General features: G+C 48.6%; 11 protein-coding genes. 6 read left to right on the top strand and 5 right to left on the bottom strand.

What is annotated here, in order from left to right; all coding sequences use genetic code 11:
- The 3 genes from QUB25_RS08130 to QUB25_RS08120 form a co-directional block, all read right to left on the bottom strand.
- Positions 1-1,385, bottom strand: a 1,385-nt coding sequence (locus QUB25_RS08130) for a calcium-binding protein (protein WP_333182676.1), incomplete at its 3' end; no start/stop codon positions are given.
- Between the two features lie 472 nt (positions 1,386-1,857).
- Positions 1,858-7,302 carry an AAA family ATPase gene (locus QUB25_RS08125; protein WP_333182675.1) on the bottom strand — a complete coding sequence of 1,815 codons (5,445 nt, stop codon included), beginning with the start codon at positions 7,300-7,302 and terminating at the stop codon, positions 1,858-1,860.
- A gap of 159 nt (positions 7,303-7,461) precedes the next feature.
- Positions 7,462-8,448: an AEC family transporter gene (locus tag QUB25_RS08120; protein ID WP_333182674.1), complete on the bottom strand. Its 987-nt coding sequence runs from the start codon at positions 8,446-8,448 to the stop codon at positions 7,462-7,464.
- Positions 8,449-8,660: 212 nt separating this feature from the next.
- On the opposite strand from QUB25_RS08120, the gene QUB25_RS08115 reads away from it, so the two are divergent.
- The gene (locus QUB25_RS08115) at positions 8,661-11,192 is read left to right on the top strand and encodes a VWA domain-containing protein (RefSeq protein WP_333182673.1); all 2,532 of its coding nucleotides are present in this window, start codon (positions 8,661-8,663) and stop codon (positions 11,190-11,192) included.
- A gap of 182 nt (positions 11,193-11,374) precedes the next feature.
- Here QUB25_RS08115 and QUB25_RS08110 read toward each other — a convergent pair whose 3' ends face one another.
- Together QUB25_RS08110 and QUB25_RS08105 are read right to left on the bottom strand one after the other, a co-directional pair.
- Positions 11,375-11,767 carry a GNAT family N-acetyltransferase gene (locus QUB25_RS08110; RefSeq protein ID WP_333182691.1) on the bottom strand — a complete coding sequence of 131 codons (393 nt, stop codon included), beginning with the start codon at positions 11,765-11,767 and terminating at the stop codon, positions 11,375-11,377.
- 357 nt (positions 11,768-12,124) lie between these two features.
- Positions 12,125-13,075: an AraC family transcriptional regulator gene (locus tag QUB25_RS08105; RefSeq protein ID WP_333182672.1), complete on the bottom strand. Its 951-nt coding sequence runs from the start codon at positions 13,073-13,075 to the stop codon at positions 12,125-12,127.
- 321 nt (positions 13,076-13,396) lie between these two features.
- Between QUB25_RS08105 and QUB25_RS08100 the strand changes: the two genes are divergently transcribed.
- The 5 genes from QUB25_RS08100 (at position 13,397) to QUB25_RS08080 (ending at position 19,340) form a co-directional block, all read left to right on the top strand.
- On the top strand, positions 13,397-13,936 hold the full coding sequence (locus QUB25_RS08100; protein ID WP_333182671.1) for a (R)-mandelonitrile lyase: 540 nt from the start codon (positions 13,397-13,399) through the stop codon (positions 13,934-13,936).
- A gap of 149 nt (positions 13,937-14,085) precedes the next feature.
- A complete protein-coding gene (locus tag QUB25_RS08095; protein WP_333182670.1) occupies positions 14,086-15,009 on the top strand; it encodes a macrolide 2'-phosphotransferase in 924 nt (307 codons plus the stop codon).
- 162 nt (positions 15,010-15,171) lie between these two features.
- Positions 15,172-16,017, top strand: a complete 846-nt coding sequence (locus tag QUB25_RS08090) for a 2Fe-2S iron-sulfur cluster-binding protein (RefSeq protein WP_333182669.1) — start codon at positions 15,172-15,174, stop codon at positions 16,015-16,017.
- Entirely contained in the window at positions 16,004-16,996 is a 993-nt protein-coding gene (locus QUB25_RS08085) for a xanthine dehydrogenase family protein subunit M (protein ID WP_333182668.1), read from the top strand. The genes QUB25_RS08090 and QUB25_RS08085 overlap by 14 nt, the downstream gene beginning before the upstream one ends.
- A 127-nt stretch (positions 16,997-17,123) precedes the next feature.
- On the top strand, positions 17,124-19,340 hold the full coding sequence (locus tag QUB25_RS08080; RefSeq protein WP_333182667.1) for a xanthine dehydrogenase family protein molybdopterin-binding subunit: 2,217 nt from the start codon (positions 17,124-17,126) through the stop codon (positions 19,338-19,340).
- The last annotated feature ends 40 nt before the right edge of the window (positions 19,341-19,380 follow it).

The raw sequence follows: 19,380 nt of genomic DNA, 5'->3' as shown, positions 1-19,380 counted from the left end.
GGAGGCGGAGTTGGAGTAGGAGGCGGAGTTGGAGTAGGAGGCGGAGTTGGAGTAGGAGGCGGAGTTGGAGTAGGAGGCGGAGTTGGAGTAGGAGGAAGAGTTGGAATTGAATCTGTAGTTGAACTTGACTCTGTAGTTGCAGTTGAACTTGACTCTGTAGTTGCAGTTGCAGGTTGAGTTGGATCTGTATTTGTGCTTGTAACTGTAGTTGTAGTTGTAGTGGTAATGGTGGTTGGCCTGGTAGTAACCGTCCCAGTCACAGTGATAAAATCATTCGCCTCGATCAGCGCCGCCGGAGTGTCGATCAAAATTGCTAAAAGCTTGCCGTCGAGCGTCGTAATTACTGTATCCCTGACATTGGCACCGTTACCTTGCCGAACTTGCAGTTGAGCGAAAGATAAATTGCTCGGCAGCCCAAAGAAATCCTCTGTGTCATTGTAATCAGTAATTAAAGCCAGACTGCCAGGCCCGGCTCCCAATCCAAAAACATCGCTGCCGCTGCCACCAGTCAGAGTATCCGAACCCTCACCTCCGATCAAAGAATCATTACCCTCTGCTCCAAATAAATTGTCATTGCCGAAACTGCCCAAAATGGTATCGTCGCCGATACCTCCTGCCAAGGAGTCATCGCCTAAACCGCCGTCGATACCATCATTACCTTTGCCGCCAAACAAGAAGTCATTACCTTCATCTCCCAGTACCGAGTCGTCGGCTTCATCGCCGCGAAGCGTATCGGAACCGGTGCCGCCAAAAACTGTATCGTCAGCCTTGCCACCGAATATCTGGTCATTACCAGCATCTCCGAAGAGCGAATCGTTGGCGGCATTGCCGTACAAAGTGTCGTCACCGTCGCTGGCACTTAAGTAATCGTTGCCCTCACCGCCCAACAGTTGATCCCTGCCGCTACCGCCGTTGAGAGAATCGTTCCCAAAATTCCCGTAGAGAAAGTCATCATCAGCATTCCCGAACACGGAATCGTCGCCGTCATCCCCTGTGAGCGTGTCGTTGCCAGTACCGCCGGCAATCACATCAAAGCCTCCGTTGCCAAAAACTAAGTCGTCCCCAGCGTCTCCCACCACGCTGTCTATCCCGTCGTTGCCTTCGAGGAGGTCGTTGCCCAAACCGCCGCGAATCGAGTCGTCGCCGTTCCCGCCGGAAGCAAAATCGCGACCTTGGTTGCCAATGAGTTCGTCATTTCCTTCAGCGCCAAGCAACGAATCTGCTCCGTCAGCTCCAAGAAGCTGGTCGTTACCGCCGTCGCCCTCTAGGGTGTCATCTCCTCCCGCACCCAGGGGCGTGTCATCGCCATCTAAGCCGCGAATTCGATCGCCCAGCGGAGTTCCTAGAATAAAGTCGTTGCTGTCTGTGCCGATCAGGTTTGCCATACGGGATACACCGCTCCTCAATAAAATAAATTGTTTGAAATTAGGTTAATCGCCTTCGTGACAAGGGATTGCTGCTTGCCTAGGTTAGCATAATTGAGATTTTGGCAATCTGGCGAAGGGGCGCTGGAAGTTTTGCTCGTGTCCGCAGTTGCGATCGGGGCTGGTATAATGCCCGATCGGCAATCTAATTTAGTTACTCTGGATTTTTTCAAATAGAAATTAGTCGATCTCACTCAAGAAATTCAAACTCGACAAAGGAAATGAGAAAGAATGAAAAATGAATAACCTTTTTTCTTCTGGCTCCGCCTCAAACTTTTACTTCAGATACCACTTTAAAAAAAAATGCAACGGCAGGCGCGTGTTCCAAATCATTAGGTCATCTGTCGTTCCCAATTCTTCAATCTAAAATCTAAAATCTAAAATCTAAAATCTAAAATCTAAAATCTAAAATGATGAATAATGTCTTCTACTTTTATTCGGTAATAGGTAACACTATCTCAAATTCACTTCCTCCCCCCAAGGTAGAATTCACATTAATTGTTCCGCCGTGGGTTTCGACTACAATCTGGCGGGCGATCGCCAATCCTAACCCTGTGCCTTTTCCTACTGCCTTCGTTGTGAACAAATGGTCAAAAATCCGCTGCTTCACGGCTTCTGTCATGCCCGCACCGTTATCGGCAATCTGAATTTTGATGTGTCGATCGCCCGACAGACTGGTACGAACTGTGATACAGTGTGGATTTGCTTTAAGAGCCTCGAAACTGCGTCCTTGGTTTGATTCTTCTAGGGCATCGATCGCGTTAGCAAGCAGGTTCATAAAGACTTGGTTCAGTTGACCGGGAAAGCATTCGATTGGGGGGAGATTGCCGTAGTCTGTGACGACTTCGATCGCAGGATGGTGTTCGTTGGCTTTGAGCCGATGTTTCAAGATCAAGATGGTGCTGTCAATGCCCTCATGGATATTAAAGGGAACTTTGTAGTCTTTATCGGCCCTGGAGAAGGTGCGGAGGCTGGTGCTAATGCCGCGAATGCGATCGCACCCCACTTTCATCGACAACAGCATTTTTGGCAAATCTTCTAAGGCATACTCTAAATCAATATCCTCAGCATCTTCTTCAATTTCTTCGCCTGGATTTGGCAGTTTTTCTTGATATAATTTTAAGTGACCAATCAGATCTTTGATCGTGATAGTTGCTTCCTCAATATTGCCGCTAATAAAGCCGACAGGATTATTGATTTCGTGGGCTATTCCTGTGACGAGATTGCCCAATGCGGACATTTTTTCGCTTTGCACGATCTGTAACTGTGCTTGCTGCAAATCAAGGAGCGATCGCTCTAATTCTTGTGCATAAGCTTGAGATTGCTGGTACAATCGAGCATTTTCTATAGAGATAGCCGCTTGGGCGCACAAAAGTTGGATGACATCAGTGCGATCTTCTGTAAATGCACCAATTGTTAAGTTATTTTCTAGGTAGAGCAACCCGATTAATTTACCCTGATTTAAAATTGGCGCGCACAGCACACTTTTGGGCTTTTTTTGCATCAAATACTGATCGGCAATAAAATCGTTTTGTACTGCTGCATTATCCAAAACGACAGTTTTCCAAGTCCGCTTAACATAGTTGACCACAGCAGAGGGAAACTCGTCGCTGGCTGACAGCGGTACAGATATTGAGATGACATCTTGATTGAAGGAGGCTACAGCTTCGATGGCGAGATTCCCATCCTTCATCAACAGCAGAACTGCTTTTTTTGCCCCGGCATTTTCCATCACCACAGACATCAGTCCAGCCAGCAATTTTTCTAATTTAATTTCACTTGAGAGAGTTTGGGAGGCTTTGAGAATAGCCGCGAAATCGAGGGTTTCGTAAATATTGTTGCTGCTCGATAGAATTGTTTGGAATCTTTGAGGTAAAATTGACGATTTATTGATTGGGTGGAGGCGGGTTTCGCAGATTACACAACGATTTTCTCTTGCCTGCAATATCGGAGCAAGAAGTTGGGGATAGCGTTTTTCTAAGTCATCGATTTTGGCTTTCGCACCCCAGCGAGCATAACAGTAGTAGGCTTCTTGCATATAAGCTTGCGCCACTTTTTCTTTGCCCCAGTCGAGGTAGAATTTAGCTGCTAGTTCGTTAGCGAGAGCTTCTTCTTGGATGTATTCGTTTTCTTGCGCTCCAGAAATGGCGCGATCGTACATTTCAATAGCTTCTGCCCTCTGTCTGGCAACTCGGTATTTCTCTGCTTCTACCAACTGCCACTTATGCAAATAATTCATGGGGGCGTGTTCTGCCCAATGCTGCAACGAATTTTGATTTTGCTGAACTCGTTGCTGCTGCGTTTCTAACTGAGTCTCGGACTCAGGAGTGGCAAGGGCTATGAGTGAGTCATAGAAATATAAACCAGCTTCGCAAGTAGTTCCTGCACTTCCCGCTATATACTGTCTTGCTCGATCGACATCTACGGAGGCCCCAGCAATGTCTTCCAGCAGGAATCTCAACGTCGTCCTGTACAGATAGAAGATGGAGAGTCGGTACACATCGTTAGAGGCAAGCGACTGAGAAACCAGCTTCTCCTCATAGCGTTCCTCTTCAAAGGAAATCTCAAACTTGTTTGGATTACCCAATAAAAACAGGGTTGTTTCCCAATAAATCGAACAATAATTTGCCGCCGTTAGTTGGTTGAGGTCGAGTAATTGCTGGCGGTAGGCCCGAATTTGGGGATCGAGTTCTGCCAAAGGTTGACCGCACCAGTAGGAATTTAGACAAAATCCATGCCCATTATGCCCGACAAACTCTAGATAGCCTGTTTCTAATGCGGCTTGATAGCCTGCCTGAAGAATGGGGATGGTTTCCCGCAAATGCGATTTGCGAGGGTACAAAAAGAGTCCGATCACAACACAACTTGCAGAGCGAATATTTTTGGCTTCCGCCACACTGGCAAGACGATAAGCTAATCGGCCAAACCGATCGGCTACCGTCACATCTTGTAGAAAGTTGTTGAGAGTCATCCCATAACAACTATAGCTATAAGCTGAAGTACGACTGTTGCCATATTGGATAGATAAATTTACCTGTAAGGCAGTCACCAGTGCAAACAAAGACGAACCAACCAGATAACAAACTGACGCTATACTTGCCGCCACTTGCATCGTGGCCAGCTTTTGGGCATCCACCATCGCTGGCAGATCGAATAACTCTTCAATGGGTCGATCGCCGATCGAGCAATTAATTTCCTGCACTGCTTGCTGAATATCTTCTGCTGTAGGGCGATCGGGCAATTCAACTCCTAATTCTTTGAGACTCAACAAACCGATAGCAATTGCTTCTAAAAACTTGTTTTGTGACGATAATGCCTGAATCTTGACGATGTAAACGCTCACTCGCTCTAGGGGAGTTCTGGTATGATGAATCACCGTGTCAATCCACCGATCCATCTGGTCAAATTCGCCACAGAGTGAAGCCACTTCTGCTGCTATGTCGTGCAAGTTCAAGGTCATCTCGTACTGTCGTTGCCAAGCACTCTCTCCAAGCAAATTTAGCCCGATCGCAGCATACTCGCGAGCAGCTTGATAAGCAGTAGCGCCTCTGGCTTTGCGGCAAGCCGTGAGGTTGAGTTGTGCCAAATCGTCCCGTTCTGTTTGGTCTTCAATCAGCGCAATACCATAATTCAACTGATTGACGACTGAAAAAATTTGCTCTTCTATAGCTGCGGGTGAAATTTGCTGGATCAGCAATTGTCCGATCTGATAGTGAGCGCGCGATCGCTCTTGTTGGGGAATTAAAGAATAGGCAGCTTGCTGAACGCGATCGTGCAAAAACTTGTAATTCACCACCTCCGAATTTTCGGTTGCCTCCCGTCTTTCTCGCCCCATATAAAACTTGTAAACTTCACTTTCAGGCAGGATTAACCCCTCTTGCAAAGCCTTCCACAAATCCGCCGCCGTTTCCGTTTCCAATTGCTGGGAGACAACTGCCAAAGTCCCCAAATCAAACTGATTCCCAACACAAGCAGCCAACTTCAACACATTCTGAGTCCCTGGCGGCAATTTTTGCAACTGCAACGCCATAAACTCGACCACATCATCCGTCAGCGCGGCCTCCCGAACTCGCACAATATCGCACTGCCAACAACCAGCAACCCGGTCAAACTCAATCAGCCCATCCTGATGCAGTGCTTTGAGAAACTGGGTTGCAAAAAATGGATTTCCTTGAGTTTTTTGTGCAACCAAATCAGCCAAAGGTCTTGCCCAAGATCGATCGCAATTGAGCGTATCGGCAACCAAATGATTTAGACTTTCTGAGCTCAACGGTTCCAGCGTCAGAGTATTCACCGCGGCCCCAGCTTTTGCCATGGCATCCAGTGTCAGCATCAACGGATGTGCTGCAAACACTTCATTATCTCGGTAGGCACCAATTACTAATAAATAGCCGGTTGCTGACTCGGCAAGCAGCAGTTGCATTAACCGCAGCGAGGCGGAATCAGCCCACTGCAAGTCATCCAAAAACATCACCAGGGGATGTTCTGGTTTGGTGAACACGCGAATAAAATTTTGAAACAGCAAATCAAACCGATTTTGGGCCGCCGTGCCTGATAATTCTAGTGCGGGCGGTTGCGGCCCAATAATTCTTTCGAGTTCTGGGATTACTTCAATAATGACTTGTCCGTTATCGCCCACTGCTTGCAATATTTGAGTTTGCCAATGTTTTAACTGCTGGTCACTGGCACTCAACAATTGTCCCATTAAATCTCGAAATGCTTGGACAAAAGCTGAGAAAGGAATGTTGCGGTTAAATTGGTCGAATTTGCCTTTGATGAAATAGCCGCGCTGGCGGGCAATTGGTTTGTGAACTTCATTGACAATTGCAGTTTTCCCAATCCCAGAAAAACCCGCGACTAACATTAACTCACAGCCTCCACGCTGTTCTGATGCCTGCTGGGAAAAACCTGATACTCGATCGAATGCTGCCAGTAATTCGGCAACTTCGGTTTCGCGACCGTAGAGTTTTTCGGGTATGAGGAAGCGATCGCCCACATCCCTCTGTGCGATCGTAAAACTCTCTATCCTACCGTTTTCTTCAAGTTGCTGCAAACAAAATTCTAAATCAAATTTCAGTCCCAAGGCACTCTGATAGCGGTCTTCGGCATTCTTTGCCATTAATTTGCTGACAATCTCCGAGAGTACGGGCGGGATTTCGGGATTGATTTCATGCAGTGATGGCGGTTGCTTGGCAATATGACAGTGTACCAATTCCATCGCATCGTTAGATTGAAACGGCAATTGTCCCGCCAGCAATTCGTAAAAAGTCACCCCCAAAGAGTAAAAGTCTGTCCGGTAGTCAATCCCCCGATTCATCCTTCCCGTTTGTTCGGGAGACAAATAGCCGAGTGTTCCTTCCAGCACGTTAGGATTCATCAGGGTTTGAGTTTCCCTGGGCAGCAAGGATGCAATACTAAAGTCAATGAGTTTGACGTGTTTTGTATGCGGATTAATTAAAATATTAGCTGGTTTAATGTCTTTGTGAATTATCCGGTGGCGGTAGAGTATATCTAATGTATCGCTCAGGTCGATCGCCATTTGCAAAAACTCGTTCAGAGTCGGCGCAGTTTCCCCTGGTTCCATCCATTTATTCAGAGGAATTCCCCCAAAGTCTTCCATTACCAGCGCATAGCTGTTTTGGTAGGGTTCCAAACTGTAGGTTTCGATGATTCCGGGCAAGCTGAGATTTTTGGCGATCGTGTACTGATTGCGAAATTGCACCAGTTCGCTGAAGCTGGGATACTGGTTCCGCAAGACTTTGATGGCGACCGGTTTTTGGTCGCCAGTGCGGAAAGCTCGATAAACCCGAGTGCGAGTTCCTGAGTAAATGCGATCGAGAATTTGATAACCTGTCAATGAAAAATTTATGGTTGCCATACTTTTATTGTTCCCGTCATCTACGGGCTATTTCCACATTAACAGAAGCCAATACAGTTTCCCCGTCCAGTAATTATTAAATTAATATGACATTGACTATCATTATTTGTGATGGGGATCACTGAAATCAAGCACTTTTTAAAATGAGTCATATTTTTATTAAAAATTAAATAGCCTCATCCATATTGGAATAGTGAATAATAAACTAACGCAGCCGAGGCCGATCGCAGTTACGGCTAATTCGCGATCGAGATTGAAAGCTTCTGCCAGCAATGTAGTACCAAAAGCAGGAGGCATCGCCATTTGTAGCACTAGCAAAAGTCGGGGCGCGCCCGCGATTCCAAAAAATGTTAATCCCGTGCCAATTACCAAGGGAATAAACAACATTTTAATCACGAGACAAGCCACAACTTGTTTGAGGTTGTGCAAGGAATTCAACTTGCTCAACTGCATCCCGATCGTAATTAAAGCTAAAGTAATGACAGTCCAAGCACCTGTTGTTAACAATTCTTCGATAGGTGCCGACAGCGGCAAGCTGCGCGAGACAAATCCTACACCAAAAGCCCACAGGGCCGGATTCTGAAAAATTGCCCGCAGGGGACTCAACCAACTCTGACGGCGATCGCTTTTACCGCAGTAAGAAGCAATAGCAACTCCCAGTATATTGATTCCCATAGTAGTGCCTAGCAAGTCGTAAAACAACGCCCAGGCAAAGTGTTCCGCGCCTAATAAGGACAAGCTGACGGGAATGCCTAAAAAACCCGTATTACCAACCATCGTTGCCAATAAAAAGCTGCCTTGAGTGGGCAAACTCCAAGCGGTGTTGTGTTCCGGGCTATTTTGGGCGATCGGATTAAGAGTCTTGAAACGTTCCTCGCCGACACCGAAATTTATCAAAATCCAAGCGAGTCCTCCACCTGCTAGAATTGCCGCCCAAGCTGTCAGTGGCGCCATCAAAATAGCGCCGGACAAATTGGCGCGGCGGATAAAAGCAACAATGCTCAATGGCGTGCCAAAGAAGAAAAGAAACTTGGCTAAATATGTAGAATAGCTTCTCGGTAGCAGGCGGCCGAGAAAAAATCCGAACGCCACCCATCCGATCAGATTTAGATAAAGTTTGAGCAGGGGATTTTCTAAATAAAGCATGATTGACTAAATATTTACTAAATATTTACGCAGATCCACTACTTTTGCCAAAAAAGCCCACATTTACCCTACCGCCGCAGTTTTCCCTTGCAGCGCAGCGCTAAATATTAATGGTTATTCAACCTCGCAGATAATTTTCTCGACAGCCCTTGACATCCACAGAAGCGCGTGTCATGATTAAGTTGAGGAATAAATCAACATAGGTGACAACTATGGCACGGCAAGCAAAACAATCGTCTCAAGTCAAAAGTTCCAGCAGCCAAGCAGCCTCGAATACTCGCACCAAATTTACCCTCTACAATTTTGCCGGAAACGCAAAGGCTTTCTATCTAGTCGATCGCATTAATTTAGAAAGAACACCAGGCGATATCCCAGAAAAATCCGTCGCTCACAGCATCATCATCATCGACCGTTCCGGCTCAATGTATTATGACTTAGAACCTCTGAAAGAAACCCTGATTAAGCTTTTGACCTTAGACGAATACAACAATTACCAGCTAATTGTCAGCCTGATTTCCTATGCTGACAAGGGGGACGTAATTTGTCACTTCCAGCGAATTCCCATTCAAGAAGTGCTGAAGTTTGACTCTCAATACATCAAAGAAATTCAAAAAATCCACACGGCTGGCTGTACCTGCATATCGCAGTCGATGCAACTCGCTAAATCTCTGGTTAAAGCGGGAGAAATGACAGCGATCAATTTGCACACAGACGGCTATGCAAATGACCCCAGTGCCAATTCGGAAGCTGCAAAACTAGGGGAAATTTGCGAAGAACTCAAAGACATGGATGTGTTTGCCAACACGATATCCTATGCCTCTGCTGACTTCAAACTTCTCTCCAAAATCGCCAACACATTATCGGGAAATTGCATCCGCGCTGGCGAAGTCAAAATGGTTTATGATGCTCTTTACGACAGCACAAAATTGTTAGGCAGTTCCGTTGCACCTGCGCTGGAAGAACCGTTAATTAAGGAATACGATTATCAAGTTTTTGTTTCCAAAAGCGGCAAGAAAATCAACGGTTCATCGAGCACGCTGAAAATCTGCGGGCTGAAAGCAGACGATCGGGGACTGTTTTACAAATATCAGAAAGTCGCCAAAGATGAGTATGACAAACTAGATGTTCCCGTTGCTCAAACTGATGAGTCGGTGTTTGCTTTTGCGAAAGCTAACCTGGCTGACGGCAATTTAAATACGGCTAAGTATGCGCTGGCGAGCACCTTCGATGCTACTTTGACCCAAAAACACGCTAAAGCTTTGACAAATGCCCAAATAGCTGAGTTTACGGAAGATTTGGAACAGGCTGTTTTTGCGCCTGAGGTGTTGAAAAATCATGAAATTGGCGATCGGGTAAAAGTCAGCGAGAAAATTTCCCTGCTGGAGTTAATCAAGATATTGGAGGAAAACAGCAACAGCATCATCATCAACTTGAAACACTTGCAAGAAAATTATCAGCGAAAAGGTTTGAAGCGAATTGAAGGAAAGCGAGACGAAAACGGCAACCTTGTCAAGCCTTGGCTGAAAACTGAATTCTTAGATGGTGGCGAATACGTGCAAATGGGTTCATTTGCCATCAATCAAAATACCGCTACCATCAATATGCTGATTACCCGAAAAGCTAAGCTGGTAAAAGTTGAGGATGGAACTTTAATCGCAGAAGTGGCGGGAATTTTAGTTACAGACCTCAATACTTTCAACAATTATACTATTGTCAGCGACGGCGAAGTTAATATTAAGTCGCTGCGAACCAAAATCAGCAGCAAACCAGTGTTTGATTTGCTCAAAAAATGCGGTGTCCTTGAAAAAGACGGTTCGCCCGTGCAAGAATTTGACTTCCGTTCAGAGTACGATATTAAGTTAGAGGATTTGCCCCTCGTGCCTTTTGACGGGCGTTACGGAAGCCTTGACGGAGTGTTTGAGGAACTGGCAGAAATCAAAATTCTCTCTAGCATTCTCTCGGCTCATTTGAAGGAGGAATCTGAGGCTTACACTGCGGAACAATTGGAAGAATTGAAACAGCATTATCTGTCAAAAAGCCTTTACATCAACTTTCCGACGACGACGGAATACACGGATTTAAAAAGTGCGATCGCCAACGGTTCAGTAGATTCGCGAGTCAGCTACAAAATCGACATCGGCAGCAAAGACATCCTCAACTTCGGCAAATTGCACTCTGCCAACAAATTTCTCGATCGCCTTTATGAAGTTTACCACAAAAACACGGGCGAAAAGCTAGCAAAACCCACATTTGACATCACCTTAGATGAGCCTGTTGTCTTCGCCCACAAAACGCTGTCATCCCGAACAAAAATTACCAAAGTTGACGACTTGATGAAACTGATTTTCGATGAGTTTTTGGGGTTGGAGGATAACGGAATTGTGAGCACTACTTTAGCAAAAGTGGGTGCAGATAGTTTGCTGCGCCTTTTGCAAGCGAAATGGCAGGGAGAAGATGTCAAGCGAGAGGAGTTTGTCGCTGCTTTAGCTAATGCGAATGAGCGACTGGAAGCTTATGCCGAAAAAGTGTACAGGGAAAAACTTTCACCGCTGGTTTTCTATATCGGTTCTACCGGACTTATCCCGGATGAAATGGACGCAAAAGCGGCGACTGCTGAGGAAATCAATTCTAAATACGGCAACTTGCAATTTTCTAAAGATGAGCAAGAGGGGATGTTTTTTGAAGTCGGCGACTGCATTATTAGCGTGTATGCTAAGAATGAGTATTTCACGGTAGGGAAGTAGAAATTAGGGTGGGCTTTTGCCCACCTTGCTCAAATATGGTTGATTGAAATTAACCGCAAAGGCGCAGCAGTGGCGACTAGGAAATAGGTAGATGGAACCAGTGTTAGGTTGCCAAGACGAAAGGAGCGATCGCAAATCTTCTATGATGGGAGTAGAACAAGAGTTTGAGTGTGTGCAATTGCTTAGCTTTTAGCTTTATGCCAAGTCATCACTAGATACTTACGATCGTGTTCAACCCCATAACCTGTAGATAAAAACTCGTGTTTATTATAGAAAGCAACCGCTATTTTATTCTCCTCATAGACTGGTAACTCAATTGGAGATTTGCAGTTTTGTTTAACCTGCTTCATCAATTTAGTTCCGCAGCCTTTGCGTTTATAATCTTTCAAAATATATAAAGAATTTAATTTTGTCTTATCCTTATACTCACGAGCAAAGGCAAATCCAATTACTACATCACCATCCACTATAACCCATGCTTTAATAGACCATTTCTTATTATTATCTTCACCTTTGCCATTCAATAAATTATTTTTTATATCATCTAGTTCTTTCTGTAAAGCATCATCAGGCACCAAGCCTAGTAATTTTTCTTCTGTTTTAAATATTTCTAAAACTTGATTAAGATGAATTGATTTATTATACTTTCTGATTTGTCAATACTCCGGACAGTTTTGGGAACCAGACTACAAGCTTTACACGGCAAGGATCATAAATAAAGTCGAATTAAATGCCGCGTAGGGGTGGAGCTGACATTGATTTAATTATCCACAGTGGCTCAAAGTCCTACAGAATAAGCCATTGGGCTATATAAAAACTGTCCGGACTATTGATTTGTCCAACCATAGTTGATTTGTTCCCAAAAGACAGTGAGCGCAATAAATGCCTAAAGTTTTAGCGATTTCTGGCCTGATTAGGGCATCTTGAGGAGATCATTTTGAACTCGCAATCTGCCTAGCAGCTTCTCGCAGCCGCTCCATATCGCGCATCGGTGGTATACCAAAGAGTCGCTTGTACTCTCGGTTGAAGTGCGAGGAATCGTCGTAACCCACACGGTAGGCAGCACTGGTAGCGTCAAGGTTTTGCCCCAGCATCAGACGGCGAGCTTCCTGGAGCCGCAGTTGCTTCTGGAACTGCAAGGGACTCATGGCAGTGACAGACTTGAAGTGATGGTGGAAGCTCGATACACTCATTCCCAGCTCTCGTGCGATGCTTTCAATCCGAAGCGGCTGGTTAAAGTCTTTACGAAGTCGATCAACTGCTCTAGCAATTTGGTGGGTAGAGCCACCCAGAACAGCAATTTGACGCAGCCGATCGCCTTGCTCTCCCATCAGCAGTCGGTAAATGATTTCTCGCTTAATCAGGGGTGCAAGCACATGAGCTTCCACCGGAGAATCGAGCAATCTGACGAATCGCACCGTAGCGTCTAGCAGATTGGTATCCAGTGGACTGACATCGATCGCTTTGACACTAGCCTCGCTTTGAGCTGAGGGATAGCCTGCCTCAACCATGACTGAGCCAACCAGGGTGGGGTCGAGATCCAGACGAAGCCCCAGGTACGGTTTTTCCTGGGTTGCTTCTAGAATTCGGCTGGCAATCGGTAGTTCGACCGTCCCCAATAGATAGTGCATCGGATCGTACTGGTAGCGATCGCTGCCTAGCAGCACTTCTTTGCTGCCCTGAGCAATGACACAAAAGGAAGGAATCGAGACACTATGAACGCATTCCGAAGGAAAGGAGGTGCGGTAGAAGTGCAATCCTTTCAGCGGCTCGATCGATCCATCTTGACGAATCGCCTGTGCAATCCGCTCGGTCAGTTCGTCTCTGTGGGCTTGCGCTCTATCTGCCTCGCGCTTTGCCTGCTGGTCGTTTATTAACTCCATAGCGGACTTTTCACTCGTTTTGGCAGCGTTAATTTCTAAGTTTGCAGGATTGTACAACAATCTTAGACGATCGTTCTATTGCTTGGCCTTGAGGATTCTTAGAATGAAGCAAAAGCAATAAAAAACCATTTCGGCTTCTTATAAGCATTCTGGATTTTTATACAAGACTAAACTCAGTTTTGATTGGGCAAGAGATTCGCCTACTGACAACCAAAAGGGCATCAAGGCGAACCTTGCTTCTTAAAAAATTCATCCCGATTGATAGAGCAGGCGCTAAGTGCTCGATCTCTACAATTGGGGGTAGCCAAAGGAATTCAAACGATGAAACTGCTCACCGCAACGGTCATATCGCTTTCTCTGCTCGCTTCGGCCTCGGCCCAAGCAAATCAGACAGGAGCCGCCGAGGGGTCCGGTGTTCCCCAGACCGCGCCAATGCAAGATTCGCAGACAATCAACATCACGCGAAGCGGCTCTGTGCCCTCGCGGAAGGGACCAGCCGAAAACTTCACGGGTTCGGTGCGCGTCGATCCTCTGTTCCAGGCGATCGCTCCAGCAGACACGTCTGGCGCCAACGTTACCTTTGAGCCTGGTGCTAGATCGGCATGGCACACCCATCCGCTCGGTCAGATATTGATCGTGACAGCGGGCGTCGGGCGGGTGCAGAGCTGGAGGGGACCGATCGAGGAGATCCGGCCAGGAGATGTCGTCCGGATTCCGCCCGGTCAGAAACACTGGCACGGAGCCTCGCCAAACACTGCGATGACGCATATCGCGATCGTGGAACAGCTCGACGGCAAGAGTACCGACTGGATGGAACAGGTTAGCGACGAGCAGTACAGTGCGCCAGGGTCGTCATTCTAACAACGTAAAATCCAATAATGTCGCCCTTGATTTCACATTCTAGCCCTGTGGTGTAGTGCGGCTATATATTATTGATGTTACGTTGGGCTAATTTGAGGTGAACGCCTGACATAGATATTAGCCAATGCTCATGAAGCAGCGAATTTAAAATGACTAAATCTGTTAGTGAAGACTACAAAATCAGGACAATACTTAGCATTGCCGACAAAAATGGCTTCATTTTGGACGCAGACAACTTAAATATTAACAAATCCGGAATGGACTTCATAACTACGTTTGCTACTGCCAAAAAGGATAATAGCAAATGGGTATTGCGATTTCCCAGAAGATTTGATGTTATTGAGCGTATGTATTATGAAAGAGAAGTTCTTGAACTGGTTAAAAGCCAAGTCGATGTGAGCGTTCCTGTCTGGAAAATTGTTTCGGATGAACTGGTTGCCTATCCGCTATTAAAGGGAATTCCTGCCGGAACCATAGATCCAGATATAGGCGATTATGTATGGTACATCGATCCGAAGTCTCCGCCTGCTGTATACATTTCTTCGGTGGCAAAAACACTGGCGCAACTCCACAGAACACACATTGAGGTAGTGAAACAATTCAGTATCCGAGTTCAAACAGTCGATCGAGTGCGGCAATCTATGGCAGAGAATATGGAGAAGACCAGAGAACTGCTTGGTGTTTCTGATACACGCTGGGCACGTTGGCAGGACTGGATTGCCAATGATGCCTTGTGGCCTCAGCATTCGGCTTTGATTCACGGAGACTTTCACCCTGGTCATACGCTTGTGGACAAAGACGGAAATTTGATGGGACTAATCGATTGGACAGAAGCCGCAGTAAGCGATCCTGCCAAGGATTTCGTCTGTTTCTATGCCATCTTCGGTGAGCAAGTTCTTCAGGATGTGCTTGAGCATTACCAAACTGCGGGTGGGCTCGTATGGTCTTATATGAAGGAACACATCATAGAACTCTGGAATGCTCATCCCGTGGAATACGCCTTATTCGCCTTGCTAACTGGAAAGGAAGAACATATAGCCGGGGCTCGAGCCTCTTTAGCTTGGAGTGGATGATATTGGTTCAATACGGGTAGCCGCCGAGATACCTGGAAATTGGGACAGGTTGTAAATAAATATTGCACAGAAGCGCCTTCGGTGGGTGCAGACCGTTAGAAGAGCCGGCGCGAAAAACAAACACTTGTCCAGGGATTGTTTGAGAATTTTGCAAGGAGCATCATGGACGATAATCAAGAACGAAAAGATTTCAGTTCAACCGAGAGCGATTCGCAGCTCAGCGCGGACGAAGAAACACTGCTCGACCAACTCGGTATTGTCGGCGCTGCTCGCCGCAAATTCTTCGGGCAAAGCATGGCTGCCCTACTCGGCACCTTCGCCTTCCACCTGCTGGCTAAAGAAGAGGCCTTTGCCACGCTCGCCGCGGAGCCCGACGCCGTATTCGCCCAGGCCCCTGCGGTTGAAAACGCCGTTAAGGTTCTTTTGAAAATCAATGGCTCGGCCCAAAGCCTGGAAGTGGATTCGCGCACGGCGCTGCTCGACGCCCTGCGCGAAACACTTGGATTGACCGGCACCAAAAAAGGATGCGATCAAGGACAGTGCGGCGCTTGTACGGTCATCGTTGACGGGCGCCGCGTGCTTTCTTGTCTGACACTTGCCGCTAGCTGCGAGGGGAAAGAGGTGACGACGATCGAAGGTATCGCTGACGGCGACAATCTCGATCCGATGCAGGCGGCGTTCATCAAACACGACGGCTTCCAGTGCGGCTACTGCACGCCCGGGCAGATATGTTCGGCGGTGGCGCTGCTGCAGGAAGCCAAAAACGGCGACGCGAGTCACGTCACTAACAATTTGCGGACGATCGCCCAGAATGTAGCACTCTCTGATGATGAAATCAGAGAACGCATGAGCGGCAATATTTGCCGTTGCGGCGCGTATCCGGGAATCGTGGCGGCAATCAGAGAAGTTCAGTCCGGGCGCGAAACAGCCCAGACTTGGCATTTTGCGAGCGATGAAGAAATTGCCATTGCATTAAACGAGGGGGGCAAAGCCGATGCAACCGTTTAAATATTCCAGCGCCACCGATGCGGCAAGCGCTGTTCGTACCGTTTCCGCGAATCAAACGGCAACCTTTCTCGCAGGCGGGACAAATCTGATTGATTTGATGAAAGAATACGTCGAGCGTCCCAGCGAACTTGTTGACATCTCAGGTTTGAATCTGGCGGAAATTCGATCGACCTCGAACGGAATTTCGATCGGCGCCTTAGCCAAAAATACCGACACGGCCAACCATCCCCTCGTCCGGCAAAATTACCCGCTTCTGTCAATGGCGATTTTAGCCGGCGCCTCCGCCCAGCTTCGCAATATGGCGACCAACGGGGGAAATTTAATGCAGCGCACCCGTTGCCAGTATTTTTACGACATCGCTATGCCCTGCAACAAACGCGATCCCGGCAGCGGATGCGGAGCGCTTCAGGGACTCAATCGCATTCATGCCATTTTTGGCTACAGCGACAAATGCGTGGCGACTTACCCGGGCGATATGGCGAATGCGCTTTATGCGCTGGACGCGGTAGTGAGGATTCGCGGCACGAACGGGCAAGAACGCACAATCCCCCTCCAAGATTTTCATCGCTTGCCCGGTAACACGCCTGAAAAAGATAACAATCTTCAGCATGGGGAATTGATCGTCGCGATCGAAATGCCGAAGAATAACTTCGCCAATAAGTCTTATTACCTAAAAGTTCGCGATCGCGCTTCCTATGCTTTCGCACTGCTTGCCGTGGCTGCTGCTTTAGAAACAAGCGGCAACACCATCAAACAGGCACGCGTTGTTTTGGGCAGCGTCGCGCATAAGCCTTGGCGTTCGCCCGAAGCGGAAAAGGTTCTGATGGGAAAACCTGCTACGGAAGAAACCTTCAAATTGGCTGCCGAAGCGGCTCTGAAAGATGCGAAACCGCTTGAACATAACGGTTATAAAGTCGAACTCGGAAAACGCGCCATTGTTCTGGCTTTGCAGAAAGCGTTGACGAGCAATGCGGTCTAATTATATCAATTCCGGTTGCATTGGAATGATTAAACCGCAGAGAACGCTCCAGAACGCAGAGTTCGAGAACAGAGAGATGAATACAGGACGATGAAGGGCGGATTTGATATTAGGGAGGAGAAAAGAAATGGCAAGATACATCGGAAAAGAAATGAGCCGCGTGGACGGCGCAGCCAAAGTTACGGGCAAGGCTAAATACGCGGCGGAATTCCAGGTTCCCAATGTCGCTTACGGTTTTATCGTGCTGGGAACTGTAGCAAAGGGCACGATTAAATCGATCGACACGCGCGAGGCCCAAGGCGCCGCAGGCGTAATTCGCGTCTTCACGCACCTGAACGCACCCAAGCTTGGTCCGAAGTCTTCCACGGAACAGTCCCCGCCCAGCGCCACCGAGGAGGAAGACAAGTCGTTTCGGGCGTTGCAGTCCGACAAAATCTTCTTCAATATGCAGCCCGTGGCACTCGTCGTCGCCGAGACCTACGAGCAGGCACGTTATGCGGCACGTCTGGTTAAAGTCTCCTACAACTCACAGCAGCACATGACCGACACTGAGGCGGTGCGATCGAGCGGGCGCGTCCCCGCTAAAGAGCCGCCTCCGAAGACGCGCGGTAATCCCGAAGAGGCGATGCGCGCAGCGGCGGTGAAGGTAGAGGCCGAGTACCGCATCCCGATCGAGCACCACAACCCCATGGAGCCGCACGCGGCGATCGCGGTCTGGCAAGGCGACAAGCTCACCATCTTCGACAAGACGCAGGAGGTCTATGGCGTGCGCGAACATTTGGCTTCGAGCTTCGGCCTGCCCGAGGAAAACGTGAACGTGATCTCGCCCTTCGTCGGCGGGGCGTTTGGAGCGTCGCTGCGCCCGAACTATTATCCGGCCCTGACAGCGATGGCAGCCCGCGAACTCAGGCGCCCGGTCAAGGTTGTCTATACGCGCACGCAAATGTTCACAGGCCACGGTTATCGCCCGCACACGATTCAGAAGATCGCGCTCGGCGCGGAGCGATCGGGAAAGCTCTCGGCGATGATTCATGAAGCCGTGCACAACACCTCCACCATCGAGGAGTTCTCAGACGACACCACGGGTTTCACGCGCCAAGTCTATGCGTGCCCGAATCTCTACGCGCCGCTGAAGATTACCAACACAGACCTCGCCACCCCGACCTGGATGCGCGCACCGGGGGCCGTTAGCGGTATGTTCGCGCTCGAATGCGCGATGGACGAGCTGGCCTACGCGCTGGCGATCGACCCCCTCGAACTTCGGCTGATCAACTATGCCGAAACCGACCCCGAGAGCGGCAAGCCATTTTCGAGTAAGGCGTTGCGGGAGTGCTACCGGCTGGGCGCGGAAAAATTCGGTTGGAAGAATCGCAAGTTCGAGCCCCGATCGATGCGCGACGGACGCCTGCTCGTCGGTTGGGGCATGGCGACCGGCATTTGGGGCGCTTTCCAGATGCCCGCTGCCGCCCTCGTCACGCTGCGGGCGGACGGCACGGCGCAAGTCGCAAGTGCGACCAGCGACATCGGCCCCGGCACCTACACCGTGATGACCATGATCGCTGCCGAGTATCTGGGGCTGAAGTTGGAACAGGTGAAATTTGAACTCGGCGACACGAAGTTGCCTCGAGCGCCGTCGCAGGGGGGCTCTTGGACGACGGCGAGCGTCGGCTCGGCCGTGTGCGGGGCGGCTCTGGCGATCGGCACGAAGTTGCTCGCCCTCGCAAACCAGGAAGCGAATTCTCCGCTCAAGGGGGCAGCCTCCTCCGATGTCGAGATGCTCGACGGGCAACTGCGACTAAAAAGCGACCCGGATCGTTTCGTCAACATATCTGCAGTGATGAAGCGTAACGGTCTGAGCGAAATCACAGAAACATTCGAGTCGCGTCCCTCAAAGGAGCGCGAGAAGTATGCGACGTTGGCCCACGGCGCGCAGTTCGTTGAAGTGAAGGTCGATCCGGATGTGGGGACTGTCCACGTTACGCGCGCCATTGAAGTGACTGCCTGCGGCAAGATTATGAATCCGAAGGCCTCGCACAGTCAGGAAATCGGCGGCGTTGTCTGGGGCATTGGTATGGCGCTGCAAGAGGCGACTGAAATCGACCACCGTTACGGGCGGATTATGAATCCGAATTTGCAGCACTATCACGTGCCGGTTAATGCCGATGTCTTGGAGATCGAAACGATATTCGTTGAGGAGGAGGATAAAGTCGTCAATCCGCTCGGTGTCAAGGGCATGGGCGAACTCGGCATGGTCGGCATCCCGGCGGCGATCGCCAACGCTGTGTTTCATGCCACGGGCAAACGCATCAGGGACCTGCCGATTACGCCGGAAAAGCTGCTGTGAGTTAGGTCATTTGTTGAATGAAGTGCCAGCGCTAGTCGCA

Source organism: Microcoleus sp. B3-D7 (genome assembly GCF_036705305.1).
Taxonomy (GTDB): Bacteria; Cyanobacteriota; Cyanobacteriia; order Cyanobacteriales; family Microcoleaceae; genus Microcoleus.
This window is presented reverse-complemented; position numbering and strand designations above follow the sequence as displayed.